Annotated in this window: 20 protein-coding genes and 2 tRNA genes; 2 read left to right on the plus strand and 20 right to left on the minus strand. The window is 46.5% G+C overall.

Annotation, left to right across the window (positions count from 1 at the left end; genetic code table 11):
• Positions 1-633: 633 nt before the first annotated feature.
• The 4 genes from H6750_04295 to H6750_04310 form a co-directional block, all read right to left on the minus strand.
• The gene (locus H6750_04295) at positions 634-804 is read right to left on the minus strand and encodes a hypothetical protein (protein MCB9773528.1); all 171 of its coding nucleotides are present in this window, start codon (positions 802-804) and stop codon (positions 634-636) included.
• A gap of 673 nt (positions 805-1,477) precedes the next feature.
• Entirely contained in the window at positions 1,478-3,172 is a 1,695-nt protein-coding gene (locus tag H6750_04300) for a tetratricopeptide repeat protein (GenBank protein ID MCB9773529.1), read from the minus strand.
• A 214-nt stretch (positions 3,173-3,386) separates the two neighbouring features.
• Positions 3,387-3,608 (minus strand): hypothetical protein, encoded by a 222-nt coding sequence (locus H6750_04305; protein MCB9773530.1) that lies wholly within the window; start codon positions 3,606-3,608, stop codon positions 3,387-3,389.
• A gap of 863 nt (positions 3,609-4,471) precedes the next feature.
• Positions 4,472-4,546: transfer RNA gene (locus H6750_04310), tRNA-Thr, on the minus strand.
• Positions 4,547-4,808: 262 nt separating this feature from the next.
• Here H6750_04310 and H6750_04315 point away from each other — a divergent pair.
• Together H6750_04315 and ubiA are read left to right on the plus strand one after the other, a co-directional pair.
• The gene (locus H6750_04315) at positions 4,809-5,282 is read left to right on the plus strand and encodes a DUF2914 domain-containing protein (GenBank protein ID MCB9773531.1); all 474 of its coding nucleotides are present in this window, start codon (positions 4,809-4,811) and stop codon (positions 5,280-5,282) included.
• A 141-nt stretch (positions 5,283-5,423) separates the two neighbouring features.
• Positions 5,424-6,275 carry a 4-hydroxybenzoate octaprenyltransferase gene (gene ubiA / locus H6750_04320; GenBank protein ID MCB9773532.1) on the plus strand — a complete coding sequence of 284 codons (852 nt, stop codon included), beginning with the start codon at positions 5,424-5,426 and terminating at the stop codon, positions 6,273-6,275.
• Positions 6,276-6,537: 262 nt separating this feature from the next.
• Here the strand turns inward: ubiA and H6750_04325 are convergent, their stop codons facing one another.
• From H6750_04325 to H6750_04400, 16 genes are all read right to left on the minus strand, one after another.
• A complete protein-coding gene (locus tag H6750_04325) occupies positions 6,538-7,575 on the minus strand; it encodes a cytochrome c (GenBank protein MCB9773533.1) in 1,038 nt (345 codons plus the stop codon).
• Positions 7,572-8,408 carry a hypothetical protein gene (locus H6750_04330; protein MCB9773534.1) on the minus strand — a complete coding sequence of 279 codons (837 nt, stop codon included), beginning with the start codon at positions 8,406-8,408 and terminating at the stop codon, positions 7,572-7,574. Before H6750_04330 ends, H6750_04325 begins: the two co-directional genes overlap by 4 nt.
• 44 nt (positions 8,409-8,452) lie before the next feature.
• Entirely contained in the window at positions 8,453-9,181 is a 729-nt protein-coding gene (locus H6750_04335) for a cytochrome c (GenBank protein MCB9773535.1), read from the minus strand.
• Positions 9,182-9,207: 26 nt separating this feature from the next.
• Positions 9,208-9,846 carry a cytochrome c gene (locus tag H6750_04340; protein MCB9773536.1) on the minus strand — a complete coding sequence of 213 codons (639 nt, stop codon included), beginning with the start codon at positions 9,844-9,846 and terminating at the stop codon, positions 9,208-9,210.
• A gap of 60 nt (positions 9,847-9,906) precedes the next feature.
• Positions 9,907-11,769: a cytochrome ubiquinol oxidase subunit I gene (locus tag H6750_04345; GenBank protein MCB9773537.1), complete on the minus strand. Its 1,863-nt coding sequence runs from the start codon at positions 11,767-11,769 to the stop codon at positions 9,907-9,909.
• Between the two features lie 45 nt (positions 11,770-11,814).
• Positions 11,815-12,729 (minus strand): hypothetical protein, encoded by a 915-nt coding sequence (locus tag H6750_04350; protein MCB9773538.1) that lies wholly within the window; start codon positions 12,727-12,729, stop codon positions 11,815-11,817.
• A gap of 14 nt (positions 12,730-12,743) precedes the next feature.
• Positions 12,744-13,856 (minus strand): cytochrome bc complex cytochrome b subunit, encoded by a 1,113-nt coding sequence (locus tag H6750_04355; GenBank protein ID MCB9773539.1) that lies wholly within the window; start codon positions 13,854-13,856, stop codon positions 12,744-12,746.
• A gap of 28 nt (positions 13,857-13,884) precedes the next feature.
• Positions 13,885-14,829 carry a ubiquinol-cytochrome c reductase iron-sulfur subunit gene (locus tag H6750_04360; protein MCB9773540.1) on the minus strand — a complete coding sequence of 315 codons (945 nt, stop codon included), beginning with the start codon at positions 14,827-14,829 and terminating at the stop codon, positions 13,885-13,887.
• A 25-nt stretch (positions 14,830-14,854) separates the two neighbouring features.
• Positions 14,855-15,667, minus strand: a complete 813-nt coding sequence (locus H6750_04365) for a cytochrome c (protein ID MCB9773541.1) — start codon at positions 15,665-15,667, stop codon at positions 14,855-14,857.
• A 24-nt stretch (positions 15,668-15,691) separates the two neighbouring features.
• Positions 15,692-17,407: a cytochrome ubiquinol oxidase subunit I gene (locus H6750_04370; protein ID MCB9773542.1), complete on the minus strand. Its 1,716-nt coding sequence runs from the start codon at positions 17,405-17,407 to the stop codon at positions 15,692-15,694.
• Between the two features lie 38 nt (positions 17,408-17,445).
• Positions 17,446-17,976: a cytochrome c gene (locus H6750_04375; GenBank protein MCB9773543.1), complete on the minus strand. Its 531-nt coding sequence runs from the start codon at positions 17,974-17,976 to the stop codon at positions 17,446-17,448.
• Positions 17,977-18,796: 820 nt separating this feature from the next.
• Positions 18,797-19,144, minus strand: a complete 348-nt coding sequence (locus tag H6750_04380; protein ID MCB9773544.1) for a hypothetical protein — start codon at positions 19,142-19,144, stop codon at positions 18,797-18,799.
• Between the two features lie 85 nt (positions 19,145-19,229).
• The gene (gene hpnH, locus H6750_04385) at positions 19,230-20,246 is read right to left on the minus strand and encodes an adenosyl-hopene transferase HpnH (protein MCB9773545.1); all 1,017 of its coding nucleotides are present in this window, start codon (positions 20,244-20,246) and stop codon (positions 19,230-19,232) included.
• 102 nt (positions 20,247-20,348) lie between these two features.
• Positions 20,349-20,424, minus strand: a tRNA-Cys gene (locus H6750_04390).
• Positions 20,425-20,513: 89 nt separating this feature from the next.
• Positions 20,514-21,710 (minus strand): flavodoxin-dependent (E)-4-hydroxy-3-methylbut-2-enyl-diphosphate synthase, encoded by a 1,197-nt coding sequence (gene ispG / locus H6750_04395; GenBank protein ID MCB9773546.1) that lies wholly within the window; start codon positions 21,708-21,710, stop codon positions 20,514-20,516.
• 9 nt (positions 21,711-21,719) lie between these two features.
• On the minus strand, positions 21,720-23,615 hold the full coding sequence (locus H6750_04400) for a 1-deoxy-D-xylulose-5-phosphate synthase (protein ID MCB9773547.1): 1,896 nt from the start codon (positions 23,613-23,615) through the stop codon (positions 21,720-21,722).
• Positions 23,616-23,694 lie beyond the last annotated feature (79 nt).

The following is a 23,694-nucleotide window of genomic DNA, read 5'->3' on the forward strand; positions in this document are numbered from 1 at the left end:
TATGCAGCAACCGCAAAGAACAATGAAATAGAGTATATTGCGACACAATCTTCCAACCACACGGAACAAAGGCGTTTTTCATATTCTAATGAACTATGACTAAATCTAAATGTGGGATTTTTGGATAATGGGATTAGTGCTTCTTCTATTTTGACCGGCGGCCAAGCCCCAGGAATGTTTCGCCTGTTTACTAGAACTACTTTCTTTTCTAATTGGTATCCCTTTTCTTTATGCCAGCTCACCTTCATTCCTTTCCACTCCAATTCCTTATCAAGTGGTCACCATTCATACCGTCACTCTCATCCTAGTTGAACATTGGGCGTAAGCCGATTTCCCATTGAACTACTAAACTCAAGACCTGTTCTTCTTGGGCCAAAACCACTATGCCCCTCTCGATCGCTTTGGGCAAGAATAAATTCCGGCCAGATCCAAACGTGAAATACTACTCGGGCAATCGCCTCTTGCCTCAGGGCATTGGAGGTTTGCCTTGTCACTTCCGAATGTCTGGCCTTTCGGCCCGGGGTATGAAATATTCAAATGGATCACAGCCCGTACCACAGAAGAACCTGTCCCAAAATTTCTGTGGGACACACGGTGAAGAGTGGGATACACAATGTGATATCTCATTGGCCTTCACCCAACCCCTAAGGAGCCTCCACACGTCAATCCATTTACAATCGGCAACTGGCCCACATCCAATGACGGATCCACCCCCAACATCCACACAAAAATCCTTAATAAATTGCCATACGCATTGGGTCGCTTTGCCGGAAAGAAATAATGGCTGCTAATCTCTTCACACATGTTGAAGAATCCAATATTCCGCTTTTTCACTAGAAACAGCAGCTATCTCCAAGCAACCTGGCTGCCACAAATAAAATTTCTTCAGGATCTCCTAAAGAAATGGCGAGGATTCAGAGATGCTGGGAACACCGCTCGCCTAGGTATAAAAGTGGGGTACACCAACAACGGTCGACTTAACCGAGAGGCCACCGAATTCCTCATTTCCAATGGTTTAGTCCTCAAGCGGGGGCAGGACTTCCCAACGAATTTCTGGCGCGTGTCTCCATACAATCCCAAACCCATTGATGCAATCCAAGCACTAGACCGCTGCACGGAAGTCGGAGCCATATTGGTGGAAAAGGAAACTTTATCCTTACTAAGAACACAGATTTTGCCTTACGGGCGAGGAAAGAAAAAGAACACCGAATCCCCATATTGTCCACTGATCTCCGAGATTATTCGCCTGAGCGAATGAATTCTTTTGCGATGGGCTGGGGGACAGAAGCCACCATGCATGTATGAGCTCCTATCCTTTAATTAGAGACATTTTAAATGAAGAAGTGCTTTGTGGAAGGAAATTTAAGTACCAGAACAGGATTGGGAATGGCGCAAAAAATATTGATGAGGAACAAAAAGGATAGCCCGCATAACCCTTACTCGCTTCAACAAGAACAATTGACCTTCGAATGCTCTTCTAGGGGTTTTGCCTAATCTGAGGAACAATCCGAAATCTCACATCATCAGCCACGTTATATGCCGAGGCCTCGTCTCCCACAAATAAACCACAACGATAGAGTCCGGGTTTCCAGCCTCCTTCCGGTGAAATTTGAAAACGAAAGTATCCGGATTGATCATTCATGCTCATGATGACCCGATCCTGGACTAACGCAACCTGATTGGACGAAATCTCGGACTTTTCAAGAAAACATTTGGCAGTTAAGGGAATTTCATCGTAGGAAGGTGTGACTAAGCCAAACACTACATATATTTCTGGTTGAGTAACGGGAAAAGTGTCTCCCGGATCAATGGGAATAAATTCATGGGATCCCATAAGCAGATCATCACGCATCACCATTTCTGCGGGAATGGCAAATCGGAACCAACTGAAATCCGCGTCACGCCCCATTAGAGATGCTCGGGAATGAACCGGCTCCAAACCCTCTAGGCTTCTAGTTGGCGCTTCCTCAGTTTGAACGGGTGGCGTATCGGGGATGCTGGAATCAGGGCTGACTGGACTGGGAACCGCTGTGGACTGTTGCGTACGGGGAAGATGCGTCCGAATTTTCTCCAACCATTGTGACACCTTTTGCATATCCAGAACTGGTACCCCGGCAGGGATTGGAGCATCATCGGTACTTTCCTGGCTCTCCTCTGAAGTAACTCTTGGTGCAGAGCCTAACTCCTGAAGTAATTCAAAATGCAGCAACGCTTCAGGCCATCGTTCCAATTCCACCAGGCACTGACCAATACGAAAAATAGAGTCCAAATACACCTCATTGGACACACCCTGATCAATCCCCTTTTGGAGAAAATCGATGGCTTCCTGATAGCGTTTCAATTCCATTAAACTCTGACCGAGTTCATAAGCCGCTCGATGATCGGAAGGTTTGAGGATAAGAACTTCTCGAAATACTGGCTCGGCTTCCTCGTACCTGCCAGCCGTAAAGAGTTCCCAAGCCTTATTACGGATCAACGCCCATTGCTTAAGATCAGCCCCAGTACCCTCGGGGGTAAAGATGGGTTGAAAACGGCGCCCCCTCTCTTTGGTGGCCCCATACACCACCATCAACAAATTGCGAGCAGCGGCTTCGACCGGAGAGCCTTTTGGGACATTTTGCAATACCCCTTCCACTTCTTTTCTGGCCCCTTCATAATCCAAAATATCAAAAAGCGCGCGGCCCAAAGATAATCGCCAACCCGTTATATCCGGAGCCAGGAGGACCGCTTGGCGATATGATTCAAGTGACTCCTCTAAATGATCAAGTTTCCTGAGTTCTTGTGCTAAACGCAGATGAACCAGAGGATTATGAGGTGATCGTTTGGCGATATTCCTTAGCTCGGTAATGGCCAAATCTCCCTCTCCTATCCGAATCAATACACTCCATTTTGCCCAACGAACTCCCAACGAATCGGGTTCACGTTCCAGTATGGCATCATAGACCTCTAAGGCTTCTTGGTTCCGACGGATTGTCGTCAGAATGGTTCCTCGAAGCTTTTGTAAAATTGTATTTTGGGAAAAATGGGGAATTTCTTGGTCCAGAATATCTAAGGCTTGATTGGCGGATCCTTTCATCCACGCCGCCCTTGCTTGATTGATCACCTCATCCTCCGTCTTCTTTTTCTCCGCATAGGCCAACCCAGTCCCGGCAAACAGAATCATAAGAAGCACCAACCCGTGAACGGCTCCTGATTTCTGTGGAAGTCGAGCCCATGACCTAAGAGTATTGTTTGACAATTTCATAAATGGGCTGAGTAGCGTGATGACAGTGTAAACTCATTATATCACACCACAAAATTCGATAAAAAAACAAATCAAATACCAGGAAGGAATGGGAACATTCTCCGGCAAAATCCACTCCACCATGGAGATAGAGTCTTTCCGACTAAGTCCAACGCCAAGGAGATCCCGTAACCAGAAAATTATTGTAGGTGAGGCATAACGCGCTGTCGAGGGTTAATGGACGGGAATGGCTGAGGACAACCCGATACCCGGGTTGTCCTTTGAAGAGTGGGCTGATATTACCATAAAGAAGATTTTGCTCTTGATCGATTTTGCGATTCCGTTGACGGGCACTTAGCCCTAACGTTCGTTTGTGTAAGATCATAATCCTGGAAAGCCTCATTACGTTTGTTCGCCATGGCGGAGGAAATCCCTAGATATACCCTTCTGGCAGATTCGGATAATTGCGGGTCGAACGGTGCCCCTTTAAATGCTGCTTCGGCCGCCTTGCGTTCATCATAAGTCAATGGTCGATTCTGTTTTTGCATAACTCCTCCGTATTCATGGTTGTTTAGATTACTATCATCAATGCACTAAAGGGCGCGGCTCTTTTTCGGCCTGAATCCGTTTCCCACAATTCAAGCAAGCAAAATACAAAAGACTGAGTCCAACCTCCAAATCCACGGCTCGTTCTAGTACCATTGAACCCTGACATTTTTCACAGGTTTTCATAATGTTCCTCAAATAATATGTGTTTCTGTTCTCAGCTTCGTTTAAGCAAACCATGTGCCCCTTTTCCGAATTCACCAGACAACCACCATTTTCATAAAATCTAAACGAACAGGGTTAATTGAGGTGTTGGAACACCCCCATAGTCTGGATCGAAAAAAGCCCGGCGTTAAATCCCTTGACAGATGTCTCTATTCAACATTGGGCAGTAGGGCGAGATCATATGCTTTGAGAGCAGGTTGGTTAGAATTGCATAGCGACAAATCTGTTAAGGAACCTGACGCGAGCCAACACACGCAACCTACATAAAGGATCGAAAACTTTTCTCTAGTTAGAGAGACTGAATATCAGAGATTGGAAATGAGGATTGCAAATGATTTAGATTCGGACAGGAAAAGAAATGGCAGACCTGGAGGCTCTATTCTTCCAGATCAGATTACGAACACTCGCTGGAAAAGAAGAAAAAAGCGGGATCTCTTGGACCTATAACTTTAAAAGCTTGTCCGATAGGTTGTTGGCTGGAGCCGGCGAGTGGGATTGAACCACCGACCTGCTGATTACGAATCAGCTGCTCTACCACTGAGCTACGCCGGCTCACATTGGAAGGAAACAAATCGCGAAAGACAGAGCGCACTGGAGCACAAGCTGGAAGGTTTTCTTTGTGGTCGTTTATACCTTTCGTCGCTTGGTAACGTCAACAACAAAAGATTCTGACTCGTTTCCAAAAATTGAGGATTTTGGCCAAGCATTCAGGTTCCGCCCATTTATCCTCTTCTCAATCTCTCCATTGACAAGGCCGTAGGTATATTTTAGTTTCTCGGGTTGACGTTGTCTCAAGATCCATATGAGGGCGGAAGTGGATGATCGAGTAAAACTCATATTTAGGGGAATCGGGCTCATAATCGGTTTGGCAAGTACACCTCTATTGGCACAGACTGACTTTGTGGTTAGGACTGTTGTGTTATCCAAAGAAGTGAACAAGAGAAACCCACAGGGAATATTCCTGCCTCCAGCCTATTGCGAAAAGGATAAAAACGGGCAAGCGGCCATGCCAGTGGTTCAAACCTCAAAAACCTCCCAAGTAATATTTTGGACCAAAATCGAAGCAACCACAACAGGAAAGATTCGTCACAGCTGGCATCACAAAACCGACGGAACATGGACAAAAATTTCAGAAGTGGATATTGCGATTCAACCGTCTCCAGGTTATCGAATGTGGAGCATGAAATCACTACATCCGGATTTACATACCGGCGAATGGATGATTGTGGTTGCCCCTTCGAAAGAGCCGAATCGAATTCTCTGTATCGCACGATTTACGGTGAAATAACCCTGGAGGACTTCCTGAGTCGGATTCACATTGGCATGAACCAGAACTCTAATGTTATTTGCTCTGACCAGGCGGATTAGGCAACTCCCATGTCACGCCAGATGGTTCACTTATTTTTTTAGTCATCCCTACATACGGTCTATGCCTTCTTCCGTTGCATTTGCCAATCTGATCCGGTTGTTCAATCAAACAGGGACTCTCCTTTTACTTTTCCCCACGCTTTGGTCCCTGTTTCTGGCTTCGGAAGGTTGGCCAAACCTTACACTTCTTTTGATTTTTATTTTTGGATCTTTCCTCATGCGAAGCGCAGGAGTGATTATGAATGACCTGGCAGACCGTTCATTCGATCGGGAAGTCCAACGGACACGGCATCGACCCCTTGCTTCCGGTCAATTAACGCCTTTCCAAGCAGTAGCATTCCTGGCCGTCTTACTTGGGCTAGCAGCAATCTTATTATTGTTCTTGAATCCCCTAACGCTTTTTTTGAGTCCTGTGGCATTACTGCTTGCCGGGGGATACCCTTTTTGCAAGCGTTTCATCCATGTTCCCCAATTTGTTTTGGGGTTAGCATTTGGATGGGGCGGCGTCTTGGCGTGGGCCGCTGTGCGGAACGAATTGGACCTGTCAGCCTGGGTTCTCTTTGCAGCAACAGTATGTTGGGCGATGGTCTACGATACGATTTACGCCATACAGGATAAGGATGATGACCTAAGGATTGGAGTTAAATCCACCGCCATTCTCTTTGGATCCTTCACCTGGCTTGGTGTGGGAATTGCCGCTTTTTTTATGCTGGGGTGCTTGGCCTTGGTCGCCAAAATCAACCATCTGGGAGTTGAATATTCTTTCACCCTAGTGGGAGTAGCTGTCATATTGGGCTATCAAGTCCTTGTTCTTCGCTCAAAGATTTCAGCCGAAAAAGCCTTGTCTTTATTCAAACAACATATCTGGATCGGGGTTCTTATTTTAGGAGGAATTTTGATGGGACTTCGATAGGCACTTGGAAATGAATACAAATTCACGGTTTACTTTTATATTTTTGCCAAATCCTTCTTTCGAACTTAGGCACTCATTTTCGTTTTTCTAATTTGTCCCCTGACATGGTCATCCAAAACATTTCCTGATGCTTTAGATCTTACGACCTAACGGAGCTTAGGTTCTTAGCCTTGAATAAAATCAAAGAATGGCACATTTTTAGGCGAATGTTTAGCCTAAAAAGACGCTTCTCAAGGAGTGAATGACCGTTGGGAGGTGGAGGTTATTCTGCCGTTGAACTCTGATGCTCAGGCTTAGGGGCCTGGAGCGTCCCTAGATAATACGTGAGAGCCTTTGCATCTTGTTCTGAAATCCCCAAATTTGGCATCCTGGTATGCTTTTTCATGGCTTGAGGATACAGAATCCATCGATAGACCCATGTAGGATTAAGGCGGAAACCTGCTCGATCCAACGCAGGGCCAACCACCCCTCCTTCATCGTTAAGACTATGACATCCCTGGCATCCGTACTTATCGTTATATAACTGTTTTCCCAGTTTAGCCTGGGCCGCACGGTCCTCTTCAGAAATGGAAAGATCAGGTCGTGGGATTTGTGGCTTTTTGGGTCGTTTTAAAAAATTATCAACCGCCGCTTTTGCGGTTTCATATTTTTCATTGGCGGCAAGAAACACGGCTTCTTCTGGAATAGTCAGTTCTTTGGGTTCGTAACTTTCAAGCTGCTCATCAGTTAACGTTTCTTCATAGGCTGCTTGTGCGGCCTCTGCCTTTTCAGTGGCTGCCTCATAGGCTGCCTTTGTGGTTTCCATCTCTTGCTGCGCCACCTGCAACGCCTCTTCCAATTCTTTTTTTCTGGTTTCTAAATCATAGCTTAGGGACATCCCATGAAGGGTTCGAACGTATCCCACAATTGACCAGATTTCTTCTTCAGATAACGTATACTTAAAGGTCGGCATGGTGGGTACAGCAAAATAGTTCTCATCATCAATGACTTTTTGATCCGTGGTATCTTTCATGTCCCGATAAACGGTATGGAAAATCTCCTCATCACTGAAAGTGGACATTTCGGCTGTGGATGCGAGATTTTTAGGTCGTGGGTCAGACATGCGCTCCCAATTGAATCCTTCTCCCTGTTGTCCGGTCTCCCCATGGCAGTGACTACAATAGTGGTTATAGAGTTTTCGACCCTTCGCCGTTCTTTCATCCTCAAAAAGCGCACAGCCAGAAAATAGCGTGAAGGTTATTCCGAGTACGGCCAACCCGATGACTGTCATATCGCGACCGCCTCCCGCTACCCGTTTCATACTGATTGCCCCTTTCTCAGTTTTCTGACTATCACCATTTCAAAGGCCGCTGCGAGGGCTAACCCCAAAATAACCCAACCAAAAATGGAATTATCTGCACTCGGTTCTGCACGAAGATACCACCAAGTGGAGACGGCTTTCTGGCCCCCCTTTTCCTTTACCAGACCATCGACAACCGCCCCATCCCAAAAGGCAAATGCCACGTTACGCCATTCGCCTTCATCTACCTGGACATCCTGTGCATCATCGGTTTTCAATAAACGGGAAAAGACCACTTTCCAAATACCATTTTGCCAAACACCTTTTGCTTGAACATCCTGGTGTGGTTGGGTTTCCAAGGTCTTAAAACCTTTTGCGCTCATATCAACTGCCTTGCCATTTTCATTTTTCCAAAACCAAATGTTTACCGGTCCCCCTTCAACCTGCAACATTTCTTGACCATGCGCGAAATGAGCTGGCTTATCACCAACCATGAATTCAAGTGCTGCGCCATCCCCGGCATCTTCGGTCGGATCTGCATACTCCAGGAGAATGGCCAGTTCCTGGCCATTATGAACCCCTTTGACCTTCACTGACTTCACAGTCACCTCCTGGATTCTAGGAGGCCAGTGCACCTGAGGCGCCAGGTTAAATTCGGAACTGGGCACCGAATCCCATTGTGAAGAATTTGGGTCTTCTGACGGCAAGCTGCCTTCTACTTGATACAATCGAACCGAGACACTACCTGGCTCTTCCGAAGTAGGTGGCTCATTGGCAAAAGCTGACGAAAATCCCAGGACCCCGAACAGCCCAATAATGGATAGTGTCCTGAGGCTTCCTAGTCCGTTCAACATGTCATATTCTCCACTCATTCATCCACAACATAATTGGCCTGAGGCTATTCTTCCTCTTCTTCCCAAGTCCGAGGGGATTGGTGTGCCCCATCATATTCACCCATAATAATTTTCCAAATAAATTCCTCTGGCAATTCCTCTTCCCACCGGGGCATAGCCGATTTCCAGGGCATTCCTTCTACGGGTAACCCCACTCCCCCTTTTTTAATTCTCCAGAACAAATAGGCCTCTTGTAATTGCGCAATAGTTCCCGGATCACTGAAGTTGGCAGGAGGTGGATTAAAGCCCGGGGCGGCCGGACCCTTTCCATCATAATTTGCACCGTGACAGGGTGAGCAGTAGGCAGCATACAGGCCTTTGCCCATCATAATATTCTCGGGTGTTTTGGGATAAGGGTTCGATAACCCGACAAATTCACCTGGCGGGGCCGGATGAATAGTTCTGTTTTCAGCAGGTGGAAGATCACTAGGAACCAAGCGACTGTACGTTTGCCACCCCACTAAAAGGGGGAACATAACCAACACCGCCAACCGGGCCATCTGTCCTGCTCCCGTCTGTCCTTCCCCAGATAAAAATCTGAAGATTGGCCCCATCATGGCTTCCAAGGAGGCCGCACTCATTGTTCCATAGATCATAATTCCACTCAGAACAAGGGCCAAATATAGGTAAATTAAACTGGCTGGAAGAGGTGCCGTCACTAACGGAAGGAGGAATTTCAAAAATATGAACATTCCAGCAAGAATGATAGCTCCACTAATGATAGGGCCTTTCATGATATTCTCCTCATTGTGGCTAGTCCTTAACGATCCGCTAAGTTCTGCAACTGAGATTTAAGTGTGGAGGAGACCGAAGCCACCTTTAAAGAACTTGCTGTTTTTTGCCCAGATTCCATTATATCTTCAACCTTGATACTGATGGGTTCCCCACTCATTTTTTGCAAAAATGCAATGACCGAATAAATTTCCTGCTTGCTTAAACCAATGGGATCCTGGTCGATATGGGGCATCTGAGCAGGATACTCTTTTGGAATACCATCATGCCTGAAGTCTAAATAAATATAGGCTTGTGGCTGGGTTAAACTCTCATAGATAAATTCAGCAGACAGTTTTGCCCCAATGCCATTTAAATCAGGGCATCTGGCCGATTCGCTTGGTCCAATTGAATGGCATAACGCACATTGTCCCTTGCTAAAAAATATTTTCTGTCCAATAGAGGCCAAATCATCTGAACTTTTGACGCTGGCAAGATCGAAGGTTTCCACCGCCGGGGGCAAGGACGCCATTTGGGGAACACTCAAGGCAATTAAGCTAAAGACTCCCAACACCATAGCCACGAAACCAAGCACCCGAAGGAACATGCCCCTAATAAACAACAGGATGAGGATACCCACCCCAATGACACACATACCGATTATCTGCAATAGCGCGACTTCACTCATGTTTCCTCACCCATGCTTTTCAAAGATGTCTGGCATTTGAATCTTTCTCTTATTTCTTCCCTATTCAAGTTTTTCCCCTGAACTCGGTGCGCCCCCAGCCATTGCCGGAGCGGCGTGGCCAGGAATCTCCATGGTCGATCCCTTTGGTGGCTGAGCTTTGGCCTTATCCCCCAAGGTCGCTACCCAAAAAATAAACGCCACGATCAGGCAAAACACAAATGTATTTAGGGACATAAAGGCCGCCGCATACCCTAACGCCGGTGAATAAGCATAATCCGATGTATCTCTCATGACACCATAAATGTGCCAGTGCACCCGAGATGATGATCGTGCATATCCCATTAGAGACATGAGCAAGATGACCATCACCGCATTTAAGACCAAGCTATAACCTGCTCGAATGGGCATTTTCCCCCATACCATTTCCGTTGTCGTTTTAGCACTTTTCATTAACAAAGCGGTTAATGGTGTGAATGTCACCATGATGAACAGCACAATTAACACCTGGGCAACCGAGAAATAATTAATGCGGATAATGGCTGGGACAAAATACCCCCATACCCCAAGAACCACCACGGCGATACCTGCGATAACCAGTAAGGCTCCCATAATAGCCTTCGCAGCTTTGGCCCATCCTGCGGTTTCTTGTTTTCCCGCCCGCCAATACATAATGAAACTCATAAACGTCACGAGGATCATGATATTAGATACCGTCATTTTTGCGGACATCACCCCGAAGACTCCCAATAGGGGATGGTGAGTTCCACCCATTTTTTGGGCTTCCGCCAGGCTGGCCACTAAGGAATGCGGAGTCATCCACACACCAAGACACAACAAGAGGACGATCAACATTCCCATAACCGGTTTTTTATATTGGCCTTCAGAACCTGGAATTCGGTGTGTAATTCCCATCCAAAAATAATAGTTGGCTCCAAGGAAGAGCACTCCGATGAGCATTGCCTGAAGGATAAACAGCCATGCCAGGAAACCACCCATAAGGGTAATCCCCATTTGTTGGTTGTATTGGTAGACCTCCCGCATAAGCCAATAGCCGGCAAATGGGAGGGGCAACATACCAAACACACCAATAAAATTCCCGACATACCCCATCCAATCGTAGTGCTCCCGTTCTTCACGTGAGACCGCGAGTAAATAGCGTACACCCGCATACGCTCCCACTATAAATCCACCCAACACCACGTTGGCGATTAATCTATGGATATTGACAGGCCACCAGGTTGGGTTTTGCATGGCCATCCAAGCCCTAGCCCAAGCATCTCCCTCCCCCACAACCACTGGACTGGCCTGAAAGGTTGCCCATGAATTTGGGACGATCATGATTCCCAGGGCAAAAAGATTTAAAAGAAAACCTAAAAAAAGGTGGAAAGTCTTTTTATTTCCCTGCATATAATCCCACCCATACCAATACATATACAGGGTGGCCGTTTCCAATAAGAAGAGAAGACAATAGACAAGGAAGGAAGGGAAAAACATATCGGTTAGGTAGGCCATCAACTTTGGATAGAGTCCAATCAGCAGGAACAAAAGTATTCCTCCGAAAAGGGCTGTTGTGGCATAAGCTGACGTGAGAAGTTTTGTGAACTCTTTGGCGAGCTTGTCATACCGTTGTTCCTTGGTTTTCCATCCAACCAACTCGCATATCCAGGCAAAAATAGGAACACCTAACACGAAACCAGCCAGCAACAAATGTTGTTGCGCGACAACCCATACCAGGTTTCGGCTACCAATTCCAGGGACATCCCGATATTCCACAGACATGGCTTGAATTTCAGCCCCTCCAGCCGCCATAGCCAAAGCCGGGAGAAAGAGAAGGGCCAAAAAACTTCCAAATTTAAGCAATCCAGGCATTCTATTCATTCCTTGCACAACGGTTGCGTGTCGTAATTGGCCGGCCGATTTCATTCTGGCCCCCCTTCGATCGTTCATTATTTTGTTCAAGGCTACTCATCAAAGTCCTCTAAGTTTAGAGGGATTTCCTTCATCCCCTACTGGCGGTTGTTTTTCAGCCTTAGTTTCCTGTTTGGCTTTAGATGAAATGTCGCCAGCTTCTATAGATGTTTTTGTATCTCCAGACTTCTCCTCCTGTAGCTTACTCACCACAAATTCGGCATTAGCCAGAACTTGCTCCGCTTCTTGCAATACCTTTTGTGGCTCAACTTTGACCACTTCTTTTTTTTCAAAAGTATAGACATACTCTTCATGTGGGTGTGGCGTCGTTGAAGGCAAGAGAACCCAGAAGAGAAATACCAGCACGACCCCAGCCCCAGTAAATGCGGTTAAGAGCAGAGGCTGATCTGATGGTATACGTAATCCATCCCAAAAATTAGCCTGGTCCACTGCTGACCCTTTTACCGGGGTCGCATTTTTTACAAATGGTTGAGCGAGCCACCCTAATCCATACAGCCATCCCAATATACAAAGAATAAGCACAACAGACGACACACTACCCCACATCACCAGCTCAAGACTTATCTGCTCAGCGACGGGAATCACGAAAATATTCTCTTTAATCGATTCAACAATATTGGAAACCACAGACTGAGTAGTTTCTGTCACGGTTGACACCACCATCATGATAATCGGTAATGCCAAAGCACTAAAGACTACCCATCGAATCCAAAGTTGAAGACCGATACCTGGCTTTGGGTCAACCTTTAACCTATCAATAAACACGGTTCTCGCACAAAGACCAAGAGCCCAAATATCCACGGGTATGGAGACAAGTAAAAATAGGAAAAGTCCGCTACCCTCCCATGGATGCATATGTGCCGCAAGCAACAACAAGGCGACCACCATCTTTATTGGAAATCCGGTCCAGAATGTTGGCCAAAAAACTAAAAGCCCTAACTTCGAATTTGACATATGTTTCCAGAAATTTAATCTAAAAAGTGCCGGTTTATAATGGCTGACACAGTAAACACAAGAATAAATACCATAATCACCGTCCAACCAATAAGAGCGATTGGTCGTTTAAAGATATTTCGCTCTGAGCTTGTATCCAAAAATGGCAGGGCTGCTAAAAACGCCATAAATGCTCCAGGTATGGCCATAGCCCCGAGAAATTGGCCAAATTCCCCGCCAAAAATTTTCAATCGAAGTAACTGAAACAGGAACAAGAAATACCACTCTGGCTCTGGATGATAATCCCCAGGATCCGGAGTCGCTTGTTCCAGCAACACGACCGGCTCAATGAAGGCGAGTGAGCAGATGATTAAAAATACTGTGGCCATGGCCACAATATCTTTCCAGATTTGACGCGGGAAAAAGTAGTCCGTTTTGGCCTTAATTTCTTCAGGTGTACCCCTAAACGGTCCGGCTGGCCCAGCCTTTCTAAAAAGAAAAATATGAAGGCCAGCCAGCCCTGCTAAGGCAGCCGGCAAGACCATGACATGAATTACAAAAAACCGGCTTAGGGTCATTTGCCCTGGGGTCGGACCACCTTTAAGAAAACGAGCTAAAAAATCCCCTACTATTGGAGTTTTATCCATGATTTCTACACCCACCACCGTTGCCCAATATGCGCGTTGATCCCATGGAAGGAGATAACCCGTAAAACCAAAACCCATCACAATGCCAAACAAAGCCAATCCCACTAACCAGACCAGTTCTCTTGGCTTTTTATAGGCTCCCCATAAAAATACTTGAGACATATGCGCGAAAACCATTACTACCATGGCAGATGAGCCCCAAAAATGGTAGCTCAGAAGAAACCAGCCATAGTCTACTTCGTGAATGATATACTGTGTACTCGCATAAGCGTGATCGGTACTCGGGACATAATAGAACATCAACAATATCCCAGTGACTACTTGGAGTATAAAAATAAATAGCAACACAGAGCCAAAAGCATAAGCCCAGCGGGAACCACCAGGAATTGGCTCATTCAGCATTTTTGCCTGAATATTTTTCAGACCCACCCGCTCATCAACAAACTCAACAACCTTTTCGAATGCGTTCTGTTGACTTGCGACTTGACTGTCTTCCTTCATGCGCCTTTCACCATTCCATCCTAGGCTTTTACAGAAGCCGAATTTGGTTATTTACACCGGCTTTATACTCAACATCAATGATCTTCAGTTCTCCACCGGCATCAACTTGCAGAGGAAGGACATCGAGCGGTCTCGGAGCCGGCCCGTCGATAACTTTTCCAGCTTCATCATAAATACTCAGATGACAAGGGCACAAAAATACCCCATCTGGAAAGTTTTTCGTCTTTCTCCATTTATATCCACAACCTAGATGAGGACATTTGCCAGAGTAGCCGATATAAGGAGAATTTGACTTGTTGACCCAAATGACATCCCCCTTATCATCATAAAACTTTTTATCATTTCCTTCGTATACGGCTTGTTGAACGGCCGGAGTTGCCTTGACCACCCAGATATTTTTTTCAATTTGTTGCTCTGGCATAAAGGCTTCTTTAAATCCACGGGTAAATTTAAATTGGAAGCCAACATTTTCTTTATTTACTTTTTTTACATTGCCGACGGAAAACCAGGCATTATCGTAGGGCTTAAACATGGGCTTCATGAGATACTTCAACACAGGAAACACTAAAGGCAAGGCAATTAAAGTCCCAATCGCATGGGTCATATTGGTAAAAAATGTGCGCCTGGGAACCCCTTGCTCTAGTCGAGGAAGAGGAACCAGAATCTCACCGGGCTCCACATGCAAATGATCCTCCAAATGCGCAATTTCAACTTCCTTAATCGTGACGTACTGATCTCGCTCCAGGACAGGAAATTGACCGAATTCTTCAGTTGAACACCGAAGGACAATCTCTTCCTCGTTCACCACTTCCTGGACTTGGCCAATAGGAATTTTCCGTTCCGCTCCGTGACCATTCAACTCCTGAATGATGACATGGCTGATTTCGTGGGAAAGTGGATCAACAATTACCTTAGAAATCTTCCCGACTTCCTTGTTCGCACACAATGCTTTTGCTGTCAGTTTTGGTTGCATAGCCAGGGAAAACCTCAGGGGTTGATTAGTTCATTTTTATAGGCTTGGGTGTTTTCACGGACTCGTCTTTTAAGGAGGCCAGGAAAGCGACAAGTGCATCGATTTCTTGTGGAAACATGAGATCTTTATACTTATCAGGCATTTTTCCCTTTTCGTAATCCTTATCAAATCCTTCCGCTTTCCAGCTCTTTGGATCTAATATTTTTTCTTTCAGCTGATCCGGGGTCATGAGATTACCGATATTATCCATTTCAGGCCCACGCTTTTTCCCACCTTGTCCATATAGCTTATGGCAGTTATAGCATTCTTGAAGTTCCCATTGGTCTTTTCCTAGGGCCACCAGATCGCCGGAGGCCGCCTTTCCCCCACCTGCACTGGTAGCCACGGCCACCTCAACTTTGGCCTCGGCCCCAAGGGAACTCAGTTGTTTGGAAATAGCCTTGGCCCGTTCATCCAACTCTTTTGTCCTGGCTATCAATTCATCAGCCTTTCCTTGCTCGGTTTGGGCGCGACGAAGTTTTAAAACTTTTTCAATTTTTCCCTTTTCATCTTCCGGATCAAACTGAGGCAGAATCGACGCCCCTGCGATATAGAGACCAGAAAGCAGAAGGTAAAATACCACCAGCGCCCCCACCGCCTTCACACCTTCCAATCGTTTCATCGCTGGCGCATCTAAAAGAATGAATACCAAAGCTCCCAGCATTGCATAAAGGAAAAACATCACTTGAAACACATAGGGGAAATGGGTGAACCTGGCCCCTACCACCAACACCACACCAATTATGACGCCCATGGCGGTCTTTTTCATAATACTTTTGGCAAAACTTTGGTTAGCCATTTGTTTCCTCTTTTTTCAACCTTCTCATTTAGCTTCAACAGGAACTGACGAAGCCATGGACGTTGCCGACTTTGGACTTCCTGCTTTCAGCGTGACAAGGATGGCAAAACTCACAACAGCGTAAAACACGATGGTGACCCCCGTTATCCACCAGGCCGAATAGGCCAGAGTCGGCGTAAATGCTTCAGGGGTAAAATCTGGAACCAGGTTATAAACATGATAATACTTACGAGTTAATGAGCGTACCGTTCCCATGAGACCCATGGTCCAAATCGCACTAAACGCCAAGAATATCAGAACGAATTGCGAGGCAAAATCTATTTTTCCCCACATGATCGTCCCACGCTTAATGGCTCGGTTATAGAGTATGTAATTTACGACAGTTAGGAAGACAAGCGTGAATGCGGCTGCATTTTTTGCTGGCATAAGCGCTAGCTCACCTGCCCAAGAAGGTAGCTCCAACTCTTCCGTGGCAAGACCTTGCGTTGGCACAAACCCGTGAGGAGTCATCCAAATGGCATCAGCCACCACGATCATTAAAAACCCAATTTTAATCATGGTGAAAGCTGAAACCGTGAAGTTCTTAAGACCAGGGATTTTACCAAGAACCACAGGAAGAACGACCAGAATCCCCAAGACAATTAAAGACTGCCACTCGGGTGGAGGAAACATTTTCCAGGTAAATCCCATGATGGCTGGCATGAACAACACTACTACCGCCACGAATCCGGATATCCGAACCTGTTCCACACCCTGTATTCGCTTAAGACTTAGCCAGATATAATAATTACTGGCTAAAAAAATCAGTCCGATCATAGCCCCCTGCATTTCAAAAAACATCGACAATTGGTCAGCCATCATATAGGGGCAAATTGATGCATCATAATCACACAACTCGTAGGCTAGGAGATAACCCATGAACGGAAGGAGCAGGAGCGCCCCTACTCCAATCATGTTCCCCACAAAACCCATCCAGTCGTAATAGGCTCTCTCCTCATCTGTTTTTGATCCCATAAACATATAGGCCGCAATAAGCCCGGCAATAAATCCACCAAACGTCACATTTCCTACTAGGCGATGAAGATTGAGGGGCATCCAGCTAAAATTAGCCATCTTATCCCACAAGCTGGCTGTCTGGATAAACTCCACCAAGGATAGACCTTCCACAGCCTTGGCCGGGGTGTTCATGAAGGATGTCGGTCCATCAATGACAAAGAGTGTCACTGTTCCGACAATATTCAGTAGGATTCCAAGAGCGATATGACGTCCCTTTTTTGCCCCTTTCATGGAATCCCATGAATAAAAATAGGTGTACAAAATAATGGTTTCAAGGATAAATAGCAGAGGATAGATAACCGCAAACACAAGGAAAAAATGCTTGATCAACCATGTCGAAAAATCAGGATACGTCCCGAGCAGGACAAAGATGAACAAACCTCCGGTTAGGGCGGTCATGCTGTATAAGATGACTGTGACCTTAATGACTTCCTTGGCCAGACGGTCATATTTGGGATCGTTATTCTTGTATCCAAGCCATTCGGCCACCACTGCAAATATCGGTGCGCCTAAAATAAACGCCGCAAATAAGATATGAAGTTGAGCGACGACCCACACCGCCGTTCTATTTCCCGAATAGGGAAAATCCACAAGTGGAGCATCCGGGACCTGGCCAAAGGCAATGCCCCCCCCACTTAGGCCCAACGCTAGAACTATCAATAGACTTCGATTCAGTGTTTTCAAGGGTCTCCGCCCTCCTTATTGTTCATTCATTTCCTGGATTACTCTGCCGCTTTTTCAGCCTCTCCCCCAGCAGGGGCCGCACCAGCTCCTCCTGAAGGAACCCATTGGCCTTTCGCAACATCATATTCCTTACCCTTAAGCCCAAAGGTCGCTTCATAGGCAATGACTTTCCAGATGGCGTCCTCTGAAAGCTTGCTTTTCCACGCTTTCATCTTTGTCCCAGAAACTCCCTCAGATATTCGCCAAAACCATACCGCATCCGAATATAGCTGCATTTGCTCTGTTCGCCTGAAGTCACGGGCACCGGCCTTAACAGGTTTCCCATCTTTGCCGTGACAACTCGCACAATTCACATCAATATTCTGCTGTCCCGTAAAAATAGCCTCTCCCTCTTTCAAAATTTCCGGGTTATTCCAATACCCAGCTGGCATATGCTTATCCGCATATTCCGGTGGAGCAGGAGGAGGGGGTTGCGGGGGACCTTCGCCACCACCACATGCTGACATCAAAAGGCCCATAACGGCCAAACCACTGACTAAAAGGCTTTTTACTGTTTGAGACTCGTTCATTGTTCCCCCTCGTTTACCTGATTCTTGATTTTTCCAATTCAACATTCCTCACAAAATCCTCGCAACTACGGAACGACACGACATGGGTACTCAATGTTTGCCGCAAAGATTCAATCTGGTTTTGGACTGGCCCGGTCAACCTCCATCCACCGTGTCGACTCAAACTCTCCTGCTTCTCCTGATTGAATAACCAAGCGATGTCCCTGCTTCTCACTGTCCAAATGGAAAACGACTTTGTTAAATCCATTTTCTCTGCTTTTCCATTTCTCGAAACCTCTGTTCACGCATCCTTCCCTGAAAGGGCAACCGTTCCAAAGCCATCCTGGCCATATCCAAAAATCCGACCCTCGATCATAAAGCGATGGTCTAAATCATGAAGGGCATACAACGCACGGGCCTGGAAAAGGGACTAACCGAGAAGGAATGAAAGCTAGAACGAAGTGATGTGCTTGCACCACATACGTACATCCTATATTCCGCATTTTTCGCAAGCCTTCGTATTTCCTTCAATGAAAATACCCTGCCAAACCCACATATTCCATTCAAAAATATTTGGGCTATATAGGTCTCCTGGGCCCAAAAAAGTTCAGGACTTCTATCACAGTCAGAAGCCAACCGTCAATTATTTCTTCCGTTCTTGAGCGCTGTTTCCCACTCGTCATTCCTGTGTTTTCAGAGAATAAGCATACTAGGTCATGGGTCCAGGGAGAAATAAAATCCTCATCACACCCAGACTCCGATTACAAGGAAAATATGCTTTGGATTATATGGAAGTTTTAGAACATCGAAGGGAAAAGAGAATGCTTGCGGAATCGTGCTGTTAGGAACTTGCCTCGGGTTTCTTCCACTTTTGCGCCCAGTCCTCCCATGACCGACCAAATGCTGTATCTTGCCCTGAGAATACGATTTCAGCCACTTCTTGATATAAAACCATACGTGGTTGGTGATCTCCTGGCAGGAATAACTTAATATACGGCACAGGAGCCTCCTTCTGACGATCAAATACAAATCCCACAACCTGCTCCCCCGTTTGGAGGTGAATCGTCACATCACCTCGATAATCAAATACGCGATCCATGGCTTCATGCAATTCTTCTTCATTCGAAGGCTGCAGATGACGGCCTTCCCAAGATTGAGGAATATCCTTTGAAGATATATCTAAGCCCATGATGACCCCTTACTTCCCTACAGCAAAACGTTGAGTCAACTTCCAGAGGACCCAGAGGGAAGGAAAAAAACAAAGAAAAGAAGCCTCACACCGCATTGGGAAACAGGGTCGCTCGGACGGTCCCAAAAAACCCACTCCATGAGCTGAAGGTATCTTTCACAGCTGAGGCTTCATACCCACAATGCACCATACAATCCCGGCATTGTTCATGTCGTCCCGTTCCATAACGCTCCCACTCCGTTTCTTCCATTAATTCTCGAAAAGTGGATACGTACCCATCCTGTAATAAATAACAGGGGCGCTGCCATCCAAAAATATTGTACGTGGGATTCCCCCATGGGGTGCATTCGTACTCCCGCTTTCCCATCAAAAATTCAAGGAATAACGGAGACTGGTTGAACTGCCATGTGCGCTTTCGTTGAGACAGCAATTGCGCAAATAAGGAATGTGTCCGATCACGGCTCAAAAAACTATGCTGATCTGGAGCCTTTTCATAGCTATACCCAGGAGAAATCATCATTCCTTCCACACCCAGCGCCATCATTTCATCAAAAAATCGCCTGACACGGGCAGGTGCCGCATCATTAAATAATGTCGTATTGGTCGTCACCCGAAAACCTTTGGCTAAAGCGGCTTTAATGGCTTTCACGGCAACATCATAGACACCATCTCGACAAACGGCATGATCATGCTCCTCCTTAAGGCCATCCATATGGATGCTAAATGTGAGGTATTTCGAGGGGGTATAGTCCTGTAATTTTCGTTCGAGCAGAATGGCATTTGTACAGAGGTAAACATATTTCTTTCGCTTCACCAGCCCCTCGGCAATAGCCGGCATCTCAGGATGAATCAGGGGCTCTCCTCCAGGAATACTCACAATAGGCGCACCACATTCATCAGCGGCAGCCCAACATTGCTCAGGCGTCAGGCGCCGATTTAAAATGTGATCTGGGTACTGGATTTTCCCGCACCCTGCACATTCCAAGTTACATCGAAAGAGGGGCTCTAGCATGAGCACAAGAGGGTATCGCTTCACACCGCGTAAGTGCTGTGAGAGGGCATAATGAGCTACGGTATACATTTGTGACACAGGTACCGACATGGTATTTTACTCCCTCTGGGTTTTCACCATATTTCAAAAAGATCCACTCTTACCCCAGCATAAATCCTAAAACCAGTGCCTGGGTTGACAGGATAAATTAAATGGAGGCGCCGAGCGGGTTCGAACCGCTGAATCGCAGTTTTGCAGACTGCTCCCTTAGCCACTTGGGTACGGCGCCTTTCCGAGCTCATTATAAGAAGTCTATTTTCTCTTGTACAAGAGAAAATCCGGCTTTCTTTTTCTTTAGTCCTCAAAAGGGTGGAATCATTACTGACGAGGCAACACGGGAAGTTCTCTGGAGACAGAACGTATCGGGCTTAAGGAAAGATCTTCCATTGGGGATTGATGAATGGAAACCCCATCAGGCGTTTCCTGAACATTGCCGCTCGGGCCTTGACCACCCTGCTCTTTAGCCATCAACTCCACTTCTTCAATCAAAACATGAAGAAGGTCTTCAGATGGCACACGCTTATATAATTTCCCTTTTTTAAAAAGAATTCCTACGCCTTGACCTCCGGCAATTCCAATATCAGCTTCTTTCCCTTCGCCAATTCCATTCACCACACAACCCAGGACGGATACGCTGATCGGGGTGGTGATATGTCCTAGTCGATGCTCTAATTCGTTAGCCATTTTCACCACATCAATTTCCACTCGCCCACACGTTGGACAAGCAATCACATTGACCCCGCGATGACGAAGCTCCAACGATTTTAGAATTTCAAATCCAACTTTGACTTCTTCCACCGGATCGGCCGCTAAAGAGACCCGAAGGGTATCGCCAATACCCTGAGAAAGCAGCCAACCTAACCCAATAGCAGATTTCACGGCACCGGTCATCGCAGTTCCTGCTTCAGTAATGCCGATATGCAATGGGTAATCGGCTTGCTGGGCAAACAACCAATAGGCATCAATCGCCATGTGCACGTCAGAGGCCTTCAGAGACACCTTCATATTGGTAAACCCAACATCCTCCAAAGCATGAACCGCGTTCAATGCCGATTCAGCAAGTGCTTCAGCCGTGGGGTAGCCGTATTTTTCAAGAAGATGCTTCTCTAAGGAACCCCCATTCACGCCAATTCTGAGTGGAATGCCATAGTCATTGACAGCCTGAATCACTTCTTCAGTTTTCCACCATGGCCCAATATTCCCTGGATTAATTCTGACGCAATCCACAACTTTCGCTGCTTTGAGAGCAAGACGATGGTCAAAGTGGATATCTGCGATCAAAGGTACCGTCATTTGTGATTTAATTTTAGGAAGCGCTTCAGCCGCTTCCATATCTGGCACAGCTACCCTAATTAATTCACATCCAGCTTTCTCTAATCGGTGAATTTGCTCCACAGTTCCGGCAACGTCCCTCGGATGTGGAATCGTCATAGACTGGACCGATATGGGGGCATCCCCACCGACCTTGACCGATCCAACCTGGATTTGTTTGGTTTTTCGTCGAGAAATATACACGAGAATAGACTAGCGTATTACTGCTTGCAGTGAAACCCGGTCATGCAACGCCTTGGCCTGATCATAAATCCCATCCGCCGTGAGACCATACTTTTCTCTGAGCAAATCCTGAGGCCCTTGTTCAATGTACCAATCTGGCAATCCGAGTACTTTGGTCGGCATATTCCAACATTCTTCTTCGGATAAAAACTCGAGTACGGCGGATCCAAACCCGCCCATCCGGCACCCTTCTTCAACCGTAATTACGCATTTCACTTTTTTGACAATTTCTCGAATTAGATTTTTATCTAGAGGTTTCACAAACCGTGCATTAATGACAGCCACCGATACCCCTTCTTCTTGTAAACGCTCAGCCGCTTTCACTGCCTCCGAGACCATAACCCCAATCGCGATAATTGCCACATCTCGCCCATCAGATAACAGTTCACCCTGGCCTATTGAAAGAGGAATTGGCTCAGAATCTAAAGGCACCCCAAGGCTACTGCCGCGAGGATATCGCACCGCCACAGGACCATCATGGACCAATCCTGTTTGGACCATATGTTGAAGTTCATTTTCATCTTTTGGGGCCATAATTACCATATTGGGCACATGCCGAAGAAACGCCAAATCAAAAGCCCCATGATGGGTTGTCCCGTCTTCAGCCACCAATCCTCCCCGATCAATACAAAAGGTCACCGGCAGATTTTGGGTTGCCACATCATGCACAACCTGATCATAGGCCCGCTGCAGAAAGGTCGAGTACATACAGATAACCGGCCGCATATTATCAGCGGCGAGACCAGCGGCATATGTCACTGCATGCTGCTCGGCAATCCCGACATCAATCAAACGGGAGGGAAACTCCTTTTCAAACTCCGACATTCCCGTTCCCTCGCACATCGCAGCCGTAATGACTAACACCCGGTTATCTTTTTTAGCCTGACGGATCAGTGTTTTAGCGGCGATGGAACTATACGAGGGGTGACCGGGCTTTTTCATCGGTTGCCCAGTCTTCGAATCAAACGGTGAACAGGCATGGAACCAAACTGGATTCTTCATTGCCGGCTGGAAGCCCAATCCTTTTTTGGTAATCACATGCAGGAGAGTTGGCCCTTTTAATTTCAAAACATTCTCCAACGTTGGGAGTAAATGTTCAAAATTGTGTCCATCAATTGGACCGACATATCGAAATCCTAATTCTTCAAATAGCAGCCCAGGGAGTAATAAGCCTTTCGCCAGCTCTTCAGCCCGAATCGCCATTCGCTTTACAGGTTCTCCAATTTGAGGAATGGTTTCCAGGAGTTGAGAGGTTTCCTCACGAAGTCTTGTGTAGAACTCCCCGGTAAAGGTCCGATTAAGATAGGCGGAAATAGCTCCGACGTTTCGGGAAATCGACATTTGATTATCGTTGAGGATCACCACACAGTCCCGGCCCATATCTCCGGCATGCTGCAATCCTTCCAGTGTCATTCCAGCCGTGAGAGCCCCGTCCCCTACCACGCAAACTACCTTGTTGGACTTGCCTAATTGCTCACGTGCCTCCACAAAGCCCACGGCAGCAGACACTCCGGTTCCGGCATGCCCGGCATTAAATGTGTCATAGATGCTTTCTTCTCGTTTACAAAATCCGCTTATGCCCCCAAACTGGCGCACCGTATGAAATTGTTCACGACGACCCGTTAAGAGTTTGTGTGTGTAAGCCTGATTACTGGTATCCCACACAATTTTATCGTCCGGCGTGTTCAATAAATACTGCAAAGCCACCGTCAACTCCACCACACCTAGATTGGAGGCCAAATGCCCACCCACATGGGAGATCACTTCTATAATGAGTTCCCGAATTTCCTGACAAAGTTCAGGGAATTGGTCCCGAGAAAGCTTCTTTAAATCTGCTGGACTTTCAATCCTCTTTAGCAAGGACATCGCGCATCCTTTCTTGTAGAACCTAACGTGTTGTAGGGGAAAAACTAAAAATGTCCAAGATCCGACATGATTACCGGAA

It is taken from the genome of Nitrospiraceae bacterium, from assembly GCA_020632595.1.
Taxonomy (GTDB): domain Bacteria; phylum Nitrospirota; class Nitrospiria; order Nitrospirales; family UBA8639; genus Nitrospira_E.

Coding starts and splice junctions, on each gene's coding strand:
- H6750_04375 (MCB9773543.1), bottom strand. CDS start 17,976: ATGAACGAGTCTCAAACAGTAAAAAGCCTTTTAGTCAGTGGTTTGGCC.
- H6750_04345 (MCB9773537.1), bottom strand. CDS start 11,769: ATGAAATCGGCCGGCCAATTACGACACGCAACCGTTGTGCAAGGAATG.
- H6750_04325 (MCB9773533.1), bottom strand. CDS start 7,575: ATGAAACGGGTAGCGGGAGGCGGTCGCGATATGACAGTCATCGGGTTG.
- H6750_04335 (MCB9773535.1), bottom strand. CDS start 9,181: ATGAAAGGCCCTATCATTAGTGGAGCTATCATTCTTGCTGGAATGTTC.
- H6750_04305 (MCB9773530.1), bottom strand. CDS start 3,608: ATGATCTTACACAAACGAACGTTAGGGCTAAGTGCCCGTCAACGGAAT.
- H6750_04400 (MCB9773547.1), bottom strand. CDS start 23,615: ATGTCCTTGCTAAAGAGGATTGAAAGTCCAGCAGATTTAAAGAAGCTT.
- H6750_04340 (MCB9773536.1), bottom strand. CDS start 9,846: ATGAGTGAAGTCGCGCTATTGCAGATAATCGGTATGTGTGTCATTGGG.
- hpnH (MCB9773545.1), bottom strand. CDS start 20,246: ATGTCGGTACCTGTGTCACAAATGTATACCGTAGCTCATTATGCCCTC.
- H6750_04360 (MCB9773540.1), bottom strand. CDS start 14,829: ATGCAACCAAAACTGACAGCAAAAGCATTGTGTGCGAACAAGGAAGTC.
- H6750_04295 (MCB9773528.1), bottom strand. CDS start 804: ATGTGTGAAGAGATTAGCAGCCATTATTTCTTTCCGGCAAAGCGACCC.
- H6750_04350 (MCB9773538.1), bottom strand. CDS start 12,729: ATGTCAAATTCGAAGTTAGGGCTTTTAGTTTTTTGGCCAACATTCTGG.
- H6750_04355 (MCB9773539.1), bottom strand. CDS start 13,856: ATGAAGGAAGACAGTCAAGTCGCAAGTCAACAGAACGCATTCGAAAAG.
- H6750_04365 (MCB9773541.1), bottom strand. CDS start 15,667: ATGGCTAACCAAAGTTTTGCCAAAAGTATTATGAAAAAGACCGCCATG.
- H6750_04380 (MCB9773544.1), bottom strand. CDS start 19,144: ATGGGCTTAGATATATCTTCAAAGGATATTCCTCAATCTTGGGAAGGC.
- ubiA (MCB9773532.1), top strand. CDS start 5,424: ATGCCTTCTTCCGTTGCATTTGCCAATCTGATCCGGTTGTTCAATCAA.
- H6750_04330 (MCB9773534.1), bottom strand. CDS start 8,408: ATGTTGAACGGACTAGGAAGCCTCAGGACACTATCCATTATTGGGCTG.